Origin of the sequence: Actinosynnema sp. NPDC050801 (genome assembly GCF_040673975.1) — a bacterium.
Taxonomy (GTDB): Bacteria; Actinomycetota; Actinomycetes; order Mycobacteriales; family Pseudonocardiaceae; genus Actinosynnema.
In genome coordinates, this window is the sequence record NZ_JBFAQZ010000004.1 from 273,576 (window position 1) to 289,370 (window position 15,795).

14 protein-coding genes are annotated in these 15,795 nt (G+C 72.1%); 7 read left to right on the forward strand and 7 right to left on the reverse strand.

What is annotated here, in order from left to right; genetic code table 11:
• Positions 1–100: 100 nt before the first annotated feature.
• Entirely contained in the window at positions 101–1,381 is a 1,281-nt protein-coding gene (gene clpX, locus AB0K14_RS11700) for an ATP-dependent Clp protease ATP-binding subunit ClpX (protein WP_106615123.1), read from the forward strand.
• A gap of 1 nt (position 1,382) precedes the next feature.
• Complete coding sequence (locus AB0K14_RS11705; RefSeq protein ID WP_360452898.1) at positions 1,383–1,976, forward strand: alpha/beta hydrolase; 594 nt, start codon at positions 1,383–1,385, stop codon at positions 1,974–1,976.
• Here AB0K14_RS11705 and AB0K14_RS11710 read toward each other — a convergent pair.
• The 4 genes from AB0K14_RS11710 to fdhD are packed head-to-tail and all read right to left on the reverse strand — an operon-like array spanning position 1,963 to position 5,666.
• On the reverse strand, positions 1,963–2,706 hold the full coding sequence (locus tag AB0K14_RS11710; protein ID WP_360452900.1) for a methyltransferase domain-containing protein: 744 nt from the start codon (positions 2,704–2,706) through the stop codon (positions 1,963–1,965). The genes AB0K14_RS11705 and AB0K14_RS11710 overlap by 14 nt on opposite strands.
• A gap of 51 nt (positions 2,707–2,757) precedes the next feature.
• On the reverse strand, positions 2,758–3,621 hold the full coding sequence (locus tag AB0K14_RS11715) for an alpha/beta hydrolase-fold protein (RefSeq protein WP_360452902.1): 864 nt from the start codon (positions 3,619–3,621) through the stop codon (positions 2,758–2,760).
• Between the two features lie 57 nt (positions 3,622–3,678).
• Positions 3,679–4,845: a CaiB/BaiF CoA-transferase family protein gene (locus AB0K14_RS11720; RefSeq protein ID WP_360452904.1), complete on the reverse strand. Its 1,167-nt coding sequence runs from the start codon at positions 4,843–4,845 to the stop codon at positions 3,679–3,681.
• Positions 4,842–5,666, reverse strand: coding sequence for a formate dehydrogenase accessory sulfurtransferase FdhD (fdhD, locus tag AB0K14_RS11725; protein ID WP_360452906.1), 825 nt, complete (start codon positions 5,664–5,666; stop codon positions 4,842–4,844). Before fdhD ends, AB0K14_RS11720 begins: the two co-directional genes overlap by 4 nt.
• Positions 5,667–5,733: 67 nt before the next feature.
• Here fdhD and AB0K14_RS11730 point away from each other — a divergent pair, with 67 nt between their 5' ends.
• The 3 genes from AB0K14_RS11730 (at position 5,734) to AB0K14_RS11740 (ending at position 10,938) form a co-directional block, all read left to right on the forward strand.
• Positions 5,734–7,059, forward strand: a complete 1,326-nt coding sequence (locus AB0K14_RS11730) for an OFA family MFS transporter (protein WP_360452908.1) — start codon at positions 5,734–5,736, stop codon at positions 7,057–7,059.
• 113 nt (positions 7,060–7,172) lie between these two features.
• On the forward strand, positions 7,173–8,693 hold the full coding sequence (locus AB0K14_RS11735; RefSeq protein ID WP_360452910.1) for an NAD(P)/FAD-dependent oxidoreductase: 1,521 nt from the start codon (positions 7,173–7,175) through the stop codon (positions 8,691–8,693).
• A gap of 4 nt (positions 8,694–8,697) precedes the next feature.
• On the forward strand, positions 8,698–10,938 hold the full coding sequence (locus AB0K14_RS11740; RefSeq protein WP_360452912.1) for a tetratricopeptide repeat protein: 2,241 nt from the start codon (positions 8,698–8,700) through the stop codon (positions 10,936–10,938).
• Here AB0K14_RS11740 and AB0K14_RS11745 read toward each other — a convergent pair.
• Positions 10,913–11,389, reverse strand: coding sequence for a hypothetical protein (locus tag AB0K14_RS11745; RefSeq protein WP_360452914.1), 477 nt, complete (start codon positions 11,387–11,389; stop codon positions 10,913–10,915). The two genes, AB0K14_RS11740 and AB0K14_RS11745, sit on opposite strands and share 26 nt — an antisense overlap.
• A gap of 109 nt (positions 11,390–11,498) precedes the next feature.
• Here AB0K14_RS11745 and AB0K14_RS11750 point away from each other — a divergent pair, with 109 nt between their 5' ends.
• Both AB0K14_RS11750 and AB0K14_RS11755 read left to right on the forward strand, forming a co-directional pair.
• On the forward strand, positions 11,499–12,068 hold the full coding sequence (locus tag AB0K14_RS11750) for a helix-turn-helix domain-containing protein (RefSeq protein ID WP_360452916.1): 570 nt from the start codon (positions 11,499–11,501) through the stop codon (positions 12,066–12,068).
• Between the two features lie 11 nt (positions 12,069–12,079).
• Complete coding sequence (locus tag AB0K14_RS11755) at positions 12,080–12,280, forward strand: hypothetical protein (protein ID WP_360452918.1); 201 nt, start codon at positions 12,080–12,082, stop codon at positions 12,278–12,280.
• Positions 12,281–12,284: 4 nt separating this feature from the next.
• Here AB0K14_RS11755 and AB0K14_RS11760 read toward each other — a convergent pair whose 3' ends face one another.
• A complete protein-coding gene (locus AB0K14_RS11760; protein ID WP_360452920.1) occupies positions 12,285–14,579 on the reverse strand; it encodes an FdhF/YdeP family oxidoreductase in 2,295 nt (764 codons plus the stop codon).
• Between the two features lie 280 nt (positions 14,580–14,859).
• On the reverse strand, positions 14,860–15,783 hold the full coding sequence (locus AB0K14_RS11765; RefSeq protein WP_360452922.1) for a hypothetical protein: 924 nt from the start codon (positions 15,781–15,783) through the stop codon (positions 14,860–14,862).
• Between the last annotated feature and the right edge of the window lie 12 nt (positions 15,784–15,795).

Sequence of the window (15,795 nt, forward strand, 5' to 3'; positions counted from 1 at the left end):
AGGGGAACGGGCGGACCCCGCATCCAGCGGGCACTCGCCACATCAGCAGTCAGGCGCACCTCACCAGGTCGTGCGCCGGAGGGGACAGAGGTCAGCGGTCATGGCACGTATCGGTGACGGCGGCGACCTGCTGAAGTGCTCTTTCTGCGGCAAGAGCCAGAAGCAGGTGAAAAAACTCATCGCCGGCCCCGGTGTCTACATCTGCGATGAGTGCATCGACCTCTGCAACGAGATCATCGAGGAAGAACTCGCGGAGGCCGGTGACGTCAAGCTCGACGAGCTGCCCAAGCCCGCCGAGATCCACGAGTTCCTCGACCAGTACGTGATCGGCCAGAACGAGGCCAAGCGCACGCTCTCGGTGGCGGTCTACAACCACTACAAGCGCATCCAGGCCGGTGACCGCGGGCGTGAGGGCCGCGACGACGGCGTGGAGCTCGCCAAGTCGAACATCCTCATGCTCGGGCCCACGGGGTGCGGCAAGACCTACCTGGCCCAGACGCTCGCGAAGATGCTGAACGTGCCGTTCGCCATCGCGGACGCCACGGCGTTGACCGAGGCCGGCTACGTGGGTGAGGACGTGGAGAACATCCTCCTCAAGCTCATCCAGGCGGCGGACTACGACGTCAAGCGCGCCGAGACCGGCATCATCTACATCGACGAGGTCGACAAGATCGCTCGAAAGAGTGAAAATCCGTCGATCACGCGCGACGTGTCGGGTGAAGGCGTGCAGCAGGCCCTGCTGAAAATACTGGAGGGGACCACGGCGTCGGTGCCCCCGCAGGGCGGTCGCAAGCACCCGCACCAGGAGTTCATCCAGATCGACACGACGAACGTCCTGTTCATCGTGGCGGGCGCGTTCGCGGGCCTGGACAAGATCATCCAGGACCGGGTCGGCAAGCGCGGTCTCGGCTTCGGCGCCGAGGTGCGGACCAAGGCCGAGGTCGACGCGGCGGACTACTACGCCGACTCGATGCCCGAGGACCTGATCAAGTTCGGGTTGATCCCCGAGTTCATCGGCCGGTTGCCGATGGTCGCGAGCGTCACGAACCTGGACAAGGAGTCGCTCGTCCGGATCCTGACCGAGCCGAAGAACGCGCTGGTCAAGCAGTACCAGAAGCTCTTCGAGATGGACGGCGTCGAGCTGGAGTTCACCCGGACGGCGATGGAGGCTGTCGCCGACCAGGCGATCCTGCGCGGCACGGGCGCACGCGGCCTGCGGGCGATCATGGAGGAAGTCCTGCTGCCGGTGATGTACGACATCCCGAGCCGCACGGACGTCGCCAAGGTCGTCATCACCGAGCAGACCGTGAAGGAGAACGTCAACCCGACCATCGTGGCCCGGCAGCCCTCGCGCCGGGAACGCCGCGAGAAGTCGGCGTGACTTGTCGCTCCCGCACGCGCTGATCCTGCACGGCCTGGGTGGTTCCGGGCCGGAGCACTGGCAGAACTGGCTGGCAGGCGAACTGGCCCACCACGGTGGGTCGGTCGACCTGCCCCGGTTCAGCTCTCCCGACGAGCCGCGGTTGTCGGTGTGGTCGCAGGAGCTGCGGTCGCACCTGGCCGCGATGCCCGCGGCCGGCTCGGTCGAACGGGTGGTCGTGGCGCACTCGCTGGCCGCGCTGCTGTGGCTGCACCACGCGGCCGGGTCGTTCGACCCGGCGCTGCGGGTGGACCGGGTGCTGCTGGTCGCGCCGCCCGCGCCGGACTTCGACGGCGAGCCGTTGATCTCCGAGTTCCTGCACCCGGTGCTGGACCCGACGGTGCTGCGGCGGGCGGCGGTGTCGACCCGGCTCGTCGTGGGCGAGGGCGACCCCTACTGCACGTTGACGCAGGCCAAGGAGCTGGCCGAGGCGGTGCGGGTCGACCTGGACGTCATCGTGGGCGGCGGGCACCTGAACACGGACTCCGGGTACGGGCCGTGGGGTGCGGTGCTGAAGTGGGTGCGCAGCGGCCGGGTTCCGCTCACCCCGCGCTGACCGTCACCCGGAAGAGCGAAAACGCGGCCAGGAACGGCCCGGCGGCGAGCTCAGCCAGCCAGGCCTCGGCGGCCCGGCGGGTCATGCGGCCCGCCCGCACGGCGCGGTGCGCGTTGCGGGTCAGGCCGAGGAGCTCGTCGGCGGTGGTGAAGTCCCGCAGGAGTTGGGTGTCGGCCTCCACGTCGACCGCGGTGAGACCCGCCGCCGAGGAGAGCCTCGCCAGCTGCCTGCCCACGACGGGGTTGCGCACGACCCGGTCGCACACGAAGCGGTTGAACGCCAGGTTCACGGCCACCGGTCCGGGGTCGACGGCGAGGGTCTCCCAGTCCGGTTGGGCGAGCACGGCGCGTCCCCCGGGGCGCAGCACGCGGCGGAGCTCCGCCAGGGCGACCGCCGGGTCGGTCACCAGGTGGAGCACCCGGTCGATGCGCGCCCGGTCCACGCTCGCGTCCTCCAGGGGCAGTGCGTGGGCGTCGCCCTGGCGCACCTCCACGGCGAGCCCGGCGGTGCGCCGCGCCGCTTCTCCGACCATGGTGGGGTCCGCGTCCACGCCGATGACGGCACCCGCGCGTGCGGCCATGGCGGGCAGGTCGGTGCCGGGACCGCAGCCCACGTCCAGGGCGGTGTGCCCGGGTCGCAGGTCCAGGGAATCCAGGAGGCGCTGCTTGTAGGCGCGGCCCGCTTCCGCCACGTCGTCCAGGTAGGCGATCGGGTCCGGGTGCGTGGGCATGTGCCAAGGCAACCACGGGAGTGTGGAGATCCTGTGTGGGGTCCGTGCAGGTCAGGGGACGCGTTTGCCGAGGAACCGGATGACGTCCGGCACGACCTTGCGGTAGAGGCCGTCGTCGTGGCCGCCGGGGAGGACGGACGCCACGGCGAGCTTGGTGCCCGCGATGAACCGGCGGGTGCCGGTGATGAAGTGGTCCCGGTCGCCGACCCAGACGCCGATCGGGGTGGGGCCGAGCTTGTCCATGTTCTTCAGCGGATCGAGTGACGCCCACTGCTCGGGGCTCGCGAACGCGTTCCGCTTGGCCATCTCGGCCCAGTCGGTGAGCAGGGCGGGCGCGATGGCGGCGACGGCCCTGGTCGACTCACGGCGTTCGTGCCGCCTGCGTGCGTAGAGCAGCGCGCCGAAGCCGCCCATGGACACGCCCGTGCAGGCGAACGGCTCGCCGTAGCCGCGTTCGGCCAGCCAGCGGGGCACCTCTTCGAGCAGCATCGCCATGGGGTCGTCGCCGGGGACGTTCTCGTGCCAGTAGTGGTCGCCGCCGTCGACCGCGACGAAGCCGAACGGCGGGACCTGACCGCGGTTCACGGCCGCCACGAGGACTTCCTCCATGCCGGCGACCGAGGCCAGGCGGGCCGTGCCGTAGCGGCCGTGCAGCAGGATCGACATGGGCAGGTCACGGGTGGGCACGCCCGGCGGGACCATGGTGAGCAGGTCGACCTCGCGGCCCCGGTACCGCGAGTGCACGCGGTCGACCCGGACCACGGCGCGCTTCACCGCGGGCACGGGGCCCGCCACACCCACCGCGTGCCTGAGCGCCTCGCCGAGCGGCGCGTCGCCGTGGTACGCCGCCGCGACGCCCGCGGTCGCCAATGCGCCGCCGGCCAGCGCGGTGAGCACCGTCCGCCTGTTGACCATGTTCTCTCCCGTCGACCCTCTCGTCGACACGTCGTCGCCGGAGGGCCGTGCGTTGCGTCAGATCGCCGACTGCGCCCGAAGGGCGGCGACCTGTTCCGCCGAGTAGCCGAGCCCGTGCAGGACGTGCTCGGTGTGCTCGCCGAGAGCCGGTACCGCTTCGGGTACCCATTCCCACGCGGAGGAGTCGACCGGTGGGCGCAGCACCGTTATCCCGCCGGCGGGCACGGGCACGGTGGCGCGGCGGCCGCGTGCGGTGACCTGGGGGTGGTCCGGGAGGTCGGCGACGCTGCGGGTGCGGGCGGCGGGGACGTCGGCGCGGTCCAGGGCGTCCAGCAGGTCGGCGGCGGTCCAGGCGGTGAAGTCCAGTTCGGCGTGCAGGGCGGCGCGGTGGGTCACGCGGGAGGTGACGGTGGTGAAGCGGGGGTCGTCGGCGAGGGCGGGTCGGCCGAGGACCCGGCACAGGCGGCGCCACTGGGGGTCGTTCTGCACGGCCAGGTGGACCGCGCCGTCCGAGCACGGGAACGGGCCGTAGGGGGCGATGCTGGGGTGGTGCGCGCCCGTGCGCGGTGCGGCCCGGCCGGTGCCCGCCGCGTACAGCATGGGCTGGTGCATCCACTCGGCCATCGCGTCGAACAGCGACAGGCGCAGGGTGGCGCCCTCACCGGTGCGGGACCGGTGCAGGAGGGCGGCCAGGACGGCGGACTGCAGCTGCACGCCCGCGGCGATGTCGGCGACGGAGATGCCGGCCCGCGCGGTGACCTCGTCCTGCCCGGTCAGCTCGATCAGCCCGGTCTCGGACTGGACCAGCGCGTCGAACGCCTTGCGGGACGCGTACGGGCCGGTGTCGCCGTAACCGGACAGTTCGCCGATCACGAGGTCGGGTTTCACCTGGCGGAGTGAGGAAGCGTCCACGTTGAGTCGACGCGCGGCGTCGGGTGAGAGGTTGCACAGGACCACGTCGGCGGTGGCGACGAGCCGGTGCACGATCTCGGCGGCGGCCGGGTGCTTCAGGTCCAGGGTCAGGGACTGCTTGCCGGCGTTGGTCCAGGCGAAGTAGGACGACACCGAGCCGCAGGCGGTGTCGTAGTGGCGGGCGAAGTCGCCGCCGTCGGGGCGCTCGACCTTGACGACCCGCGCGCCGAGGTCGGCGAGCAGGCGGGTGGCGTAGGGCACGGCGACGGCTTGTTCGAGGCTGACGACGAGGACGCCGTCCAGCGGTCTCACGCGACGATCCGGTCGTGCCCGGTGTAGACGTTCATCGAGTCGCCGCGCAGGAAGCCGACCAGGGTCACGCCCTGCTCCTCGGCCAGGTCGGCGGCCAGCGACGACGGCGCGGACACGGCGGCCAGCACCGGCACGCCCGCCATGGCGGCCTTCTGCACGAGCTCGAAGGACGCCCGGCCGGAGACCATGAGCACCGTCCCGGCGAGCGGGATCCGGTTGTGCAGCAGCGCCCAGCCCAGCACCTTGTCCACCGCGTTGTGCCTGCCGACGTCCTCGCGCACGACCAGTGCCTCACCGGAGGTGGTGAACAGGCCGGCCGCGTGCAGGCCGCCGGTGGAGGTGAACACCTTCTGGCGTTCGCGCAGCGCGTCCGGCAGGGCCGAGAGCACGTCCACGTCCACCTCGGACCGGTCGTCGGCGGGGGAGAAGCGGGTCTTCAGCTTCACCGCGTCCAGCGCGGCCTTGCCGCAGACGCCGCAGGAGGAGGTGGTGTAGAAGTTGCGCTCCACGCCCGCCTCGGGCGGCGCGACGCCGTCGGCGAGGGTCAGGTCGAGCACGTTGTAGGTGTTCAGGCCGTCCGGCCCGGTGCCCTCGCAGAACCGGGCGACGGCGATGTCCTCCAGGCCGCCGACGACGCCTTCGCCGAGCAGGAAGCCGTGGGCCAGCTCCACGTCGTGACCGGGGGTGCGCATGGTCACGGTGAGCGCCTTGCCGCCCACGCGCAGCTCCAACGGCTCCTCGGCGGCCAGCGAGTCGATCCGCTTCCGGGACGTTCGTCGCGTGTAAGTGACCACTGGGCGACGCACGGTGACTCGCCCCATCGGGAAACTCCTTCTCTTGGCTAAGTTTTTTCGCAAGCCACTCACCAGGTTACGGAGGTGTCGGGCAGTGGGTTTCCTCGACCGCTCTCGGACGATCGCCCCACCGGGTTGGAACCGCTGGTTGATCCCGCCGGCGGCGTTGTCGGTCCACCTGGCGATCGGTCAGGCGTACGCGTGGAGCGTGTTCAAGCCGCCGTTGGAGGGCGCGCTGGACCTCACCGGGACGCAGAGCGCGCTGCCGTTCCAGCTCGGGATCGTGATGCTGGGCCTGTCGGCGGCGTTCGGCGGCACGCTGGTGGAGCGCAACGGTCCGCGATGGGCCATGTTCGTGTCCGCGACGTGCTTCTCCTCCGGGTTCCTGATCTCCGCCGTCGGCGCGTGGACGCAGCAGTACTGGCTGGTCGTGGTGGGGTACGGGTTCGTCGGCGGCATCGGGCTCGGCATCGGGTACATCTCGCCGGTCTCCACGTTGATCAAGTGGTTCCCGGACCGGCCGGGCATGGCGACCGGCATCGCGATCATGGGGTTCGGCGGTGGCGCGCTGATCGCCTCGCCGTGGTCGGCGCAGATGTTGGAGTCGTTCGGCCGGGACAGCGGCGGCATCGCCCGGACGTTCCTGGTGCACGGGGTCGTGTACGCGGTCTTCATGTCGGTCGGCGTGCTGCTGGTGCGGGTGCCCGCGGAGGTCGCGGAGCGGGAGGTCGTGCGATCGGCGGTCGACGCGCCGGTGGTCAACGTCTCCGCGCGCAACGCCCTGCGCACCCCGCAGTTCTGGTGCCTGTGGGTGGTGCTCTGCTGCAACGTGACCGCGGGCATCGGGATCCTGGAGAAGGCGTCGCCGATGATCCGGGACTTCTTCGCCGGGACGACGGCACCGGTCGCTGCGGGCGCCGCCGCCGGGTTCGTGGCGCTGCTGTCGCTGGCGAACATGGTGGGCCGGATCACGTGGTCGTCCACATCGGACCTGGTGGGCCGCAAGAACGTCTACCGGCTGTACCTGGGCGCCGGCGCGCTGACCTACCTGGTGCTGGCGTTGGCGGGCAACGCGTCCAAGCCGCTGTTCGTGGTGTGCGCGATGCTGATCCTGTCGTTCTACGGCGGTGGGTTCGCCACGATCCCGGCGTACCTGAAGGACCTGTTCGGCACCTACCAGGTCGGCGCGATCCACGGTCGGCTGCTCACCGCGTGGTCGTTGGCGGGTGTGCTGGGGCCGCTGATCGTCAACGCGATCGCGGACGGCCGGAAGGCGGCCGGGATGGCCGGGCCCGACCTGTACACGACGTCGCTGTTCATCATGATCGCGCTGCTGGTGGTCGGGTTCGTGGCGAACGAGCTGGTCCGGCCGGTCGCGGCGAAGTACCACGAGCCGGAAGTGGAGGGTGCGATCCGATGAGCGGGCGGTGGTTGGTCGTGTTCGCGTGGCTGTGGGTGGGCGTGCCGCTGACCTACGGGCTGGTCGAGCTGATCCGCAAGGTGACGGCGTTGTTCACTGGCTAGAGTCGCCGCGTGGATACCTACGACGTGGTGGTGGTCGGCGGCGGGCACAACGCGCTGGTGGCGGCCGCCTACCTGGCACGGGCGGGCCGCACGGTGCTGGTGCTGGAGAAGCTCGACCACGTCGGTGGCGCGGCGGTGAGCGAGGAGCCGTTCGCGGGCGTGCCGGCGCGGCTGTCGCGGTACTCGTACCTGGTCAGCCTGCTGCCGGACAAGGTCGTCGCGGACCTCGGGCTGCGGGTGGCGCTGCGGTCGCGGTCCACGTCGTCCTACACACCCGCGGGTGACCTGCTGGTGGAGCGCGAGCCGGGCGAGGCGACCGCGGCCTCGTTCCGGGCGCTGACCGGCTCGGACGCCGAGTGGGAGCGCTGGCGTCGCTGGTACGACGACCTGGAGGTGCTGGCCGAGGCGTTGTCGCCGACGATGCTGGAGCCCCTGCTGTCGCGGGAGCACGCCCGGCTGCGGGTCGACTCGGTGGCCCGGATGCGGTTGTGGGACCAGGTCGTGGAACGCCCGTTGGGCGAGACGCTGGAGGAGTTGTTCGCGCACGACGTGGTGCGCGGTGTCGTGGCGACGGACGCGTTGATCGGCACGCACACGTCGTTGCACGACCTGAGGGCCAACCGGTGCTTCCTCTACCACGTGATCGGCAACGGCACGGGTGAGTGGCAGGTGCCGGTCGGCGGGATGGGAGCGGTGACCGGCGAACTGCTGCGCGTGGCGCGCGAGGCGGGCGCGGAGATCGTCACCGGCGCCGAGGTGACCAGGGTGGACGCCGACGGCGTCACGGCCGAGGTCGAGCACGACGGCCGCACGGTGGGCGCGAGGTTCGTGCTGTCAGGGGTCGCGCCGTCCACTTTGGACCGGTTGCGCGGCCGGTCGGGCGGTGCGGTGGCCGAGGGCTGCCAGGTGAAGGTGAACATGGTGCTGCAACGGCTGCCGCGGTTGCGCGGGGGCGTGGACCCGCGGGTGGCGTTCGCCGGGACGTTGCACCTGGACGAGTCGTACGGGCAGCTGGAGGCGGCGTACCGGGAGAGCGCGGCGGGGCGGGTGCCCTCGGTGCTGCCGGCGGAGATGTACTGCCACACGTTGACCGACCCGTCGATCCTCGCGCCGGAGCTGGTCGAACGGGGCTGGCACACGTTGACGTTGTTCGGGCTGCACACGCCGGCGGCGTTGTTCGAGCAGGACAACGGCGGGTTGCGGGCCGAGCTGGTCGGCCGCTACCTGGCCGGGTTGAACGCGTACCTGGACGAGCCGATCGAGTCGTGCCTGGCCGAGGACGCGAACGGCGAGCCGTGCCTGGAGGCGCGCACCCCGCTGGACCTGGAGGCGGAGCTGGGGCTGCCGCGCGGCAACATCTTCCACGACGAGCTGGCCTGGCCGTTCGCCGAGGACGAGGACGAGGTCGGCCGGTGGGGCGTGGAGACCGACGTGGCGAACCTGTTCGTGTGCGGCGCGGGCGCCCGGCGCGGCGGCGGGGTCAGCGGGATCGGCGGCCACAACGCGGCGATGGCCGTGCTGGAGCGGTGACGTCGTGAGCGACGTCCACAACGAGATCAGCGGCACGGTGTTCGGCCCGGTGCTCCAGGTCGGGCGGGTCGACTCGCTCACCGTGGTGCGGTCGGCCGCGCCGGTGACCCCGGCGAGCCTGCCGGTGGACGAGGGTTTCGTGGGCCGTGCCGCGGAGCTGGCCGTGCTGCGCGAGTTCCTGTCACCCGGCGGTGAGCGGACCGCGGCGGCGGTGGTGGGTCTGGCCGGGGTGGGCAAGTCGGCGCTGGTGATCCGGGCCGCGCACCTGGCGGTCGGCGCCGGGTGGTTCCCCGGCGGTGTGCTGTTCGTGGACGCCCAGGGGTACAACGACGAGCAGCGGTTGGAGGCGGACGACGCGCTGGCGTCGTTGCTGCGCGCCCTGGGCGTCCCCGGCGAGGCGATCCCGGAGGGCCGGGGTGACCGGGAGGCGCTGTACCGGTCGCAGCTCGCGGCCCGTCCGCCGGTGCTGGTGGTCGTGGACAACGCGTCGTCGGCCGACCAGGTGCTGCCGCTGCGGCCCGCCGGGCAGGCGCACCGGTTGGTGCTGACCAGCCGGGACAACCTGCCCGTGCCCGGGGCGCGACGGATCGAGCTGGACGTGTTGAGCGCGGCGGAGGCCGTGGCGGTGCTGGAGGACGCGGTCAGGTCGGTCGACCCGGGCGACGACCGGATCACCGCCGACCCGGTGACGGCGGGGGCGCTGGCCGAGGCGTGCGGGTTCCTGCCGTTGGCGTTGCGCATCGTGGCCGAGGTGGTGGCCGACCGGCGTGGTGAGGCCCTGACCCGGTTCGCCGAGGCGATCACGGCGGCGCACGACCGGTTGGGTGAGCTGGCGTACGACGACTCGGTCGACGTGCGCACCGCGTTCACCGCGTCGTACACCCGGTTACCCGCGGACCAGGCGCGGGTGTTCCGGCTCGCCGCGCTGCACCCGGGCCGCACGGTCACGGTCGCGACCGCCGCCGCGCTGGCCGGCGTCACACCCGCCGAGGCCGGGGCGCTGCTGGTCCGGTTGCGCCGGGCGCACCTGCTCCAGAGCGGCGTGGTGGCCGACGAGTACCGGTTCCACGACCTGCTGCGGATCTACGCGGCCGAGCGGTGCGCGGCGGTGGACGACCCGGACACCCGGCTGGCGGCGGAGCGTGCGCTCGTGGAGCACTACGTGTCGCACGTCAAAGGGGTGCGCAGTCACCTCGATCCCAATGCGGTGCGAGGGGAGGTGTTCCCCGACCGGCTCGGGGCGCTGGCGTGGTTCGACGGCGAGTCCCACAACCTCCTGCCGGTGCTGGAACTGGCCGCCCGCAACGGGTGGCACGAGCAGGTCAGGGACACGGGAGAGGCCGCGTTCCGGTACTTCAACCTGCGCCGGCCGCCGGAGTGGATCCCGGTCGACCTGCTCGCCCTGGCCTCGGCGCGGGCGCTCGGCGACCTCGCCGGCCAGGGCAAGGTCCTCAACGGCCTGGGCAGCGCGCACCACCGGCTGCGGCGGTTCGACGAGGCGCTGCCCCACTTCGAGGCGGCGCTGACGTTGTTCCGCGAACTCGGGTCGCTGCGGGACCAGGCCCACTCGCTCAACAACATCGCCTCGACCTACGCCATGACCGGCCGCGTCACCGAGGCGATCCGGCACCTGGAGCTGGGCGCCGACGCGTACCGGGCCGCGGGCGACCGGGACGGCGAGGCCCGCTGCCTGTCCAACCTGGGCAAGGTCCACAACGACAACGCCGAGTACGAGCGGGCGGTCGGGTTCTACCGGCGCGCCCTGGACCTGCGCAGGCAGGCGGGCGACCCGGACGGCGAGGGCGACTGCCTCAACGGCCTCGGCATCGCCTGGGACAGCCTCGGACGGCTGGACCTGGCCGAAGACCACTACCTGGCCGCGCTCGCGGTGTACCGGGAAACGGGGAACCGCGTGTCCGAGGGGCACGCGCTGGGCAACATCGGCGGGATGCTGCGCCGCTCCGGTCGGATCGCCGAGTCGCTGGACTACTTCGAGCAGGACCTGGCGGTCTCCCGGGAGATCGGCGACCCGCACGGCGAAGGCATCGCGCGGTACAACGTCGGGCTGACGTACTGGTCCCTGGGCAGGTTGGAGGAGGCCCTCGACCACCTGCGGCGCGCGGCCGAGCGGTTGGACGAGACGAACGACCCCGGCATCGCCGAGGCGGCCCGTGACTCGATCCGGCAGATCGAGGCCGAAGGACCGGTGCGACGGTGGTTCAGAGGGCGGCGAAGAGGTCGTTGACCAGCCGCTGGGCCCGGTCGGCGTGCGCGCCGGACGTCACGGTGATCTCGACCGTGCCCGCGCGGGCGACGACGGCGGTGCGGACGACCTCGCCGGTGATGGCGGTGGCGCGGTAGCCCTCGTCGTGGAAGCCGGGCAGGTCGATCACCCCCGCGTGCTCCCGGCGGCCCTCGGCGAACGACGCGGCGTCCGCGCCGGTCTCGAACCTGACCTCGGTCGTGCCGCCGTCGTAGGTGCAGCGCACGACGTTGTCGGTGATCGTCTGGCGGGGGTGGTTGAGCCGCAGCTCCAGCGCCGCGCCGACCACGTCCTCGGGCGCGTCCTCGCAGTTCACGCCCGCCGAGTCGGTCGGGGTCGGTGACGGCGCCTGCTCGGTGGTCGGTGTGCTCGCCGGCGCGCTCGTGCACGCGGCGAGCGCGAGCAGGGCCACGGCGGGGAGCACGGTCTTCATCACGTGCGTTGGTTCGCCCGCACGGCCGCCGACGTTACCGGCCCGTATATCAAGGAACCTTGCTAAAGGAGTCTTGCTAAAGGTTCCTTGATGTAGGTAGCCTGATCACGTGGCCGACGAGCACGAGCTGATCAAAGATCCCAAGACGCTCCGCGCGTTGGCGCACCCGCTGCGGTGGAAGCTGCTCGAAGTGCTGGGCAGCTACGGCCCGAGCACCGCGACCCAGTGCGCCGAGCTGCTGCGCGAGAGCGTCGCGAGCTGCTCGTACCACCTGAACATGCTGGCGCAGTACGGGTTCGTGGCCGAGGTGCCGGGCAAGGGCAGGCAGAAGCCCTGGCGGCTGGTGCGCGCCGACCAGAGCTGGTCGTCCATCGGGATGGACGACGAGACGGCGCTGGCCGCCGAGGCCGCGGGCGACGCGTTCCTGGAGAAGGAGTTCTCCTCGATCCGCGAGCGCTTCCGCACCAAGGACCGCGAGTCGATCGAGTGGCGCCAGGTGATGGGCACCTTCGCCACGATCGAGTTCCTCACCGCCGAGGAGGCCGCCGAGGTGCACGAGAAGATCGCGGAGGTGTTCAAGCCCTACGCGGGCCGGCTGGAGAACGAGGAGACCCGCCCGGAGGGCGCACGCCCGGTGCGCTACTTCCTGGCGACCACCGTGGCGCCGCGCCGCGACTAGGGGGAGAGACCATGCCGCACGACGACCTGCTGCTCGCGGTGGCGATGCAGCGCATGCAGGACGACCAGCACGCCGCCGAACGTCGCAGGCTGGTGGGGAGCAAGCGTTTGCGCTCGCTGTCCGGTCGGTTCCGGCTCGACTGGCGGGTGGTGCGGGACCAGCGCGTGCTGGTGGCCAGCGTCGGGTTCTCCTGGCGCCGGGCGGCGGGCTGACGGCTCAGGCGTCGAGCTTCTCCAGCCGCACCACGATCGACTTGGACGTCGGCGTGCCCGACACGGTGGCCGTGGAGTCCAGCGGCACCAACGAGTTCGCCTCCGGGAAGTACGCCGCCGCGCAGCCGCGGGCGGTCGGGTAGGCCACCACGCGGAACCGCTCGGCACGCCGCTCGGTCACGCCCGTCGGGTCGTCCGGCCACTCGCTGACCAGGTCCACGTGCTGCCCGTCGAGCAGGTCGAGCGCGTCGAGGTCCTCGGGGCTGACGAACACCACCCGGCGGCCGTCCTTCACCCCCCGGTAGCGGTCGTCCAGGCCGTAGATCGTGGTGTTGTACTGGTCGTGGCTGCGCATGGTCTGCAACAGCAGCCGGCCCGGCGGCACCCGCAGCACGGTCAGGTCGTTCGCCGAGAAGTGCGCCTTGCCGGACCGGGTGCCGGTGAACTCGCGGGCGTCGCGCGGCGCGTGCGGCAGCACGAAACCGTCCGGCCGGCGCACCCGCGTGTTGTAGTCGTCGCAGCCCGGCACGACCCGCGCGATCCGGTCCCTGATCAGGTCGTAGTCCTTCTCGAACTCCTCCCACGGCACCGGGTGCGCCGGCCCGAGCACGGCGCGCGCCAACCGGCACACGATCGACACCTCCGACAGCAGCCGGTCGCTCGCGGGCGCCAGCCGTCCCCGCGAGCGGTGCACCACCGACATCGAGTCCTCGACCGTGACGAACTGCTCGCCAGCGTGCTGGAGGTCGCTCTCCGTGCGGCCCAACGTGGGCAGGATCAACGCGGTCCGCCCGTGCACCACGTGCGACCGGTTCAGCTTGGTCGACACGTGCACGGTCAGGTCCAGCTTCCGCATGGCCGCCTCGGTCACCGCCGTGTCCGGGGTGGCCGCCACGAAGTTGCCGCCCACGGCGAAGAACACCTTCGCCGCGCCGTCGCGCATGGCCCGGATCGACGCCACCGTGTCGAACCCGTGCCGACGCGGCACGTCGATGCCGAACTCCGACTCCAGCGCGGACAGGAACCTCTCCGGCATCTTCTCCCAGATGCCCATGGTCCGGTCACCCTGGACGTTCGAGTGGCCGCGCACCGGGCACAGGCCCGCGCCCGGCTTGCCGATCATGCCGCGCAGCAGCGCCACGTTCGCGATCTCGCGGATCGTCGGCACCGAGTGCTTGTGCTGGGTCAACCCCATGGCCCAGCAGAAGATCGTCCGCTGGGAGTCGGCCAGCATCCGGGCGAACAGCTCGACCTGGGCGCGCGGCAGACCGGTGGCCTCGTCGACCGAGTCCCAGTCCAGCCGCCGCACGTGGTCGGCGTACGCGGCGAACCCGTCGGTGAAGCCCTCGACGAACCCGGTGTCCACCGCGTCCCACGACAGCAGCAGGTTGCCCGCCGCCTGGAACAGCGCCTGGTCGCCGCCCAACCGGATCTGCAGGAACTCGTCGGCCAGCTTCGTGCCCGCGCCCACCAGCCCGCGCGCGTTCTGCGGGTTCTTGAACCGCAGCAACCCGGCCTCCGGCAGCGGGTTCACCGCCACGATCTTCGCGCCGCCGCGCTTGGCGTCCTCCAACGCCGACAGCATCCGCGGGTGGTTCGTGCCCGGGTTCTGACCCACCACCACGATCAGGTCCGCGCGGTTGAAGTCGTCGATGCTCACCGAGCCCTTGCCGATGCCGGTCGTCTCCGACAGCGCCGCGCCGGACGACTCGTGGCACATGTTCGAGCAGTCCGGCAGGTTGTTCGTGCCGAACGAGCGGACCAGCAGCTGGTACAGGAACGCGGCCTCGTTGCTGGTGCGACCCGAGGTGTAGAACACGGCCTCGTCCGGGCTCGCCAGGCCGGTGAGGTGCGAGGCGACCAGCGAGAACGCGTCGTGCCACTCGATCGGCTCGTAGTGCGTGGCGCCCTCGCGCAGCACCACCGGCCCGGTGATCCGGCCCTGCTGGCCCAGCCAGTAGTCCGTCTTCCCGGCGAGCTCGGCGATCGGGTGCGCGGCGAAGAACTCCGGGCCAACGCGCCGCCGGGTCGCCTCCTCGGCCACCGCCTTCGCGCCGTTCTCGCAGAACTCGGCCAGCTTGCGGTGCCCCTGCGGCTCCGGCCACGCGCAACCGGGGCAGTCGAACCCCTCCCGCTGGTTGAGCAGCCGCAGCGTGCTCGCGGTGCGGGCGACACCCATCTGCTCGACCCCGCGTTGCAGCGACACCGCGACGCCGGGGATGCCCGCCGCCCACCGCTTCGGTTCGCTCACGTCGAGCCGTGACTCGTCGATGTCCTGCCGGGGCGGGTTGCGGTCCATGCCCCACATTGTGCCGCCGGTTCGGGCCGCCGGCGCACCCCGCGCGAGCGCGCCGGCGGTCTGTCCGATCGCCGGTCGCGGCGAGGTCGGCGCGGGACCGCTGTCACGGGCCCCAAGGGGTTGCGAACGGCCCGTGAATCCGGCGTCCTCACCTGCGACGAGCCGGTGATCAACGTCAATTGTGAGCGGCGCCACTCCCGCCGCGAATCGTCCGATCGGGTGACCTCGGCCGTGGCGGACGTCCGAGGTCGGGCCGGTCGGACCGCCGTGGTCCTCCGGCTCAGTCGGGGCAGCCGTCGGCCGGTGACGACGGCGCGGCCAGGTCGAAGTCCAGGCCCGGCGGCAGCGACGGCTCGGTGAACGCGGGCGCGAGGAAACCGCGCTTCGCGGCCGAACACCCGATCGAGTGCAGCGAGCCCACCGACGCGTCCGCCCACAGCCCCTCCACCCCGGGACCGCCCGTGCGCAGCGAGTACCGCACCTGGAACCGCGACAACGCCACCACGTCCAGCGGCCCGCGCACCTCATCCGGCCGCTCCGGCGCGAACGCGTAGGCGAACGTGTAGTCCGTCCGCACCGCCAACTCGCCCTCCGGCCCCACCTCGGCCACCATCTCGCCGCGCACCTTCGGCTCCACCTCGGCCAGCCGCGCGCCCTTGTCCACCCGCGTCACCACCAACGCCGCCTCACCGTCGTTGCGGCCGTCGAACAACACCCGCAACGATTCGCGCAGGTCCGGCGCGAACAACCCGAAGAACGGCTCCAGGTCGTGGTCGCGCACCACCCGCCGGTCCAACCGCGCCGCGACCACCGCCTCGCGAACCCGCTGGTAGGCGCCCTCGACCTGCTCCGCCGAGTACGAGCCCACCGGGCTCGCCCCCGGCACCACCACCCCGGCCTCGCCGTCCGCCCACGCCGCCGCCGACGTGCCCGCGAACGGCTCGTCCAGGTCGACCGGCCGCACCCCCTGCCCGGCAGGCGCGCCCGACCCCGACTCGATCACCGCCCACGCCAGCAGCACCGCCGCCACCACGATCGCCGACCCGACCCAGAACCGCCGCCGCGGCCGCCGCGGCAACGACCGCAGCCGACGCACCCGCGCCTCACGTTCGGCCCGCCGCACGGCGTCCCGCGCCCACCCCGCGTCCCGCAGGTCGGGGTGGTCCTCGATCCGGTACTCGTCCACGTTCCCCCCAGTCGCCAACCGCCACCCAAG

What these genes read in the sequence shown, in the direction of transcription:
- clpX (WP_106615123.1), top strand. Translation starts at nt 101, where the DNA reads ATGGCACGTATCGGTGACGGCGGCGACCTGCTGAAGTGCTCTTTCTGC.
- AB0K14_RS11710 (WP_360452900.1), bottom strand. Translation starts at nt 2,706, where the DNA reads ATGCCCACGCACCCGGACCCGATCGCCTACCTGGACGACGTGGCGGAA.
- AB0K14_RS11715 (WP_360452902.1), bottom strand. Translation starts at nt 3,621, where the DNA reads ATGGTCAACAGGCGGACGGTGCTCACCGCGCTGGCCGGCGGCGCATTG.
- fdhD (WP_360452906.1), bottom strand. Translation starts at nt 5,666, where the DNA reads ATGGGGCGAGTCACCGTGCGTCGCCCAGTGGTCACTTACACGCGACGA.
- AB0K14_RS11745 (WP_360452914.1), bottom strand. Translation starts at nt 11,389, where the DNA reads ATGAAGACCGTGCTCCCCGCCGTGGCCCTGCTCGCGCTCGCCGCGTGC.
- AB0K14_RS11755 (WP_360452918.1), top strand. Translation starts at nt 12,080, where the DNA reads ATGCCGCACGACGACCTGCTGCTCGCGGTGGCGATGCAGCGCATGCAG.
- AB0K14_RS11760 (WP_360452920.1), bottom strand. Translation starts at nt 14,579, where the DNA reads ATGGACCGCAACCCGCCCCGGCAGGACATCGACGAGTCACGGCTCGAC.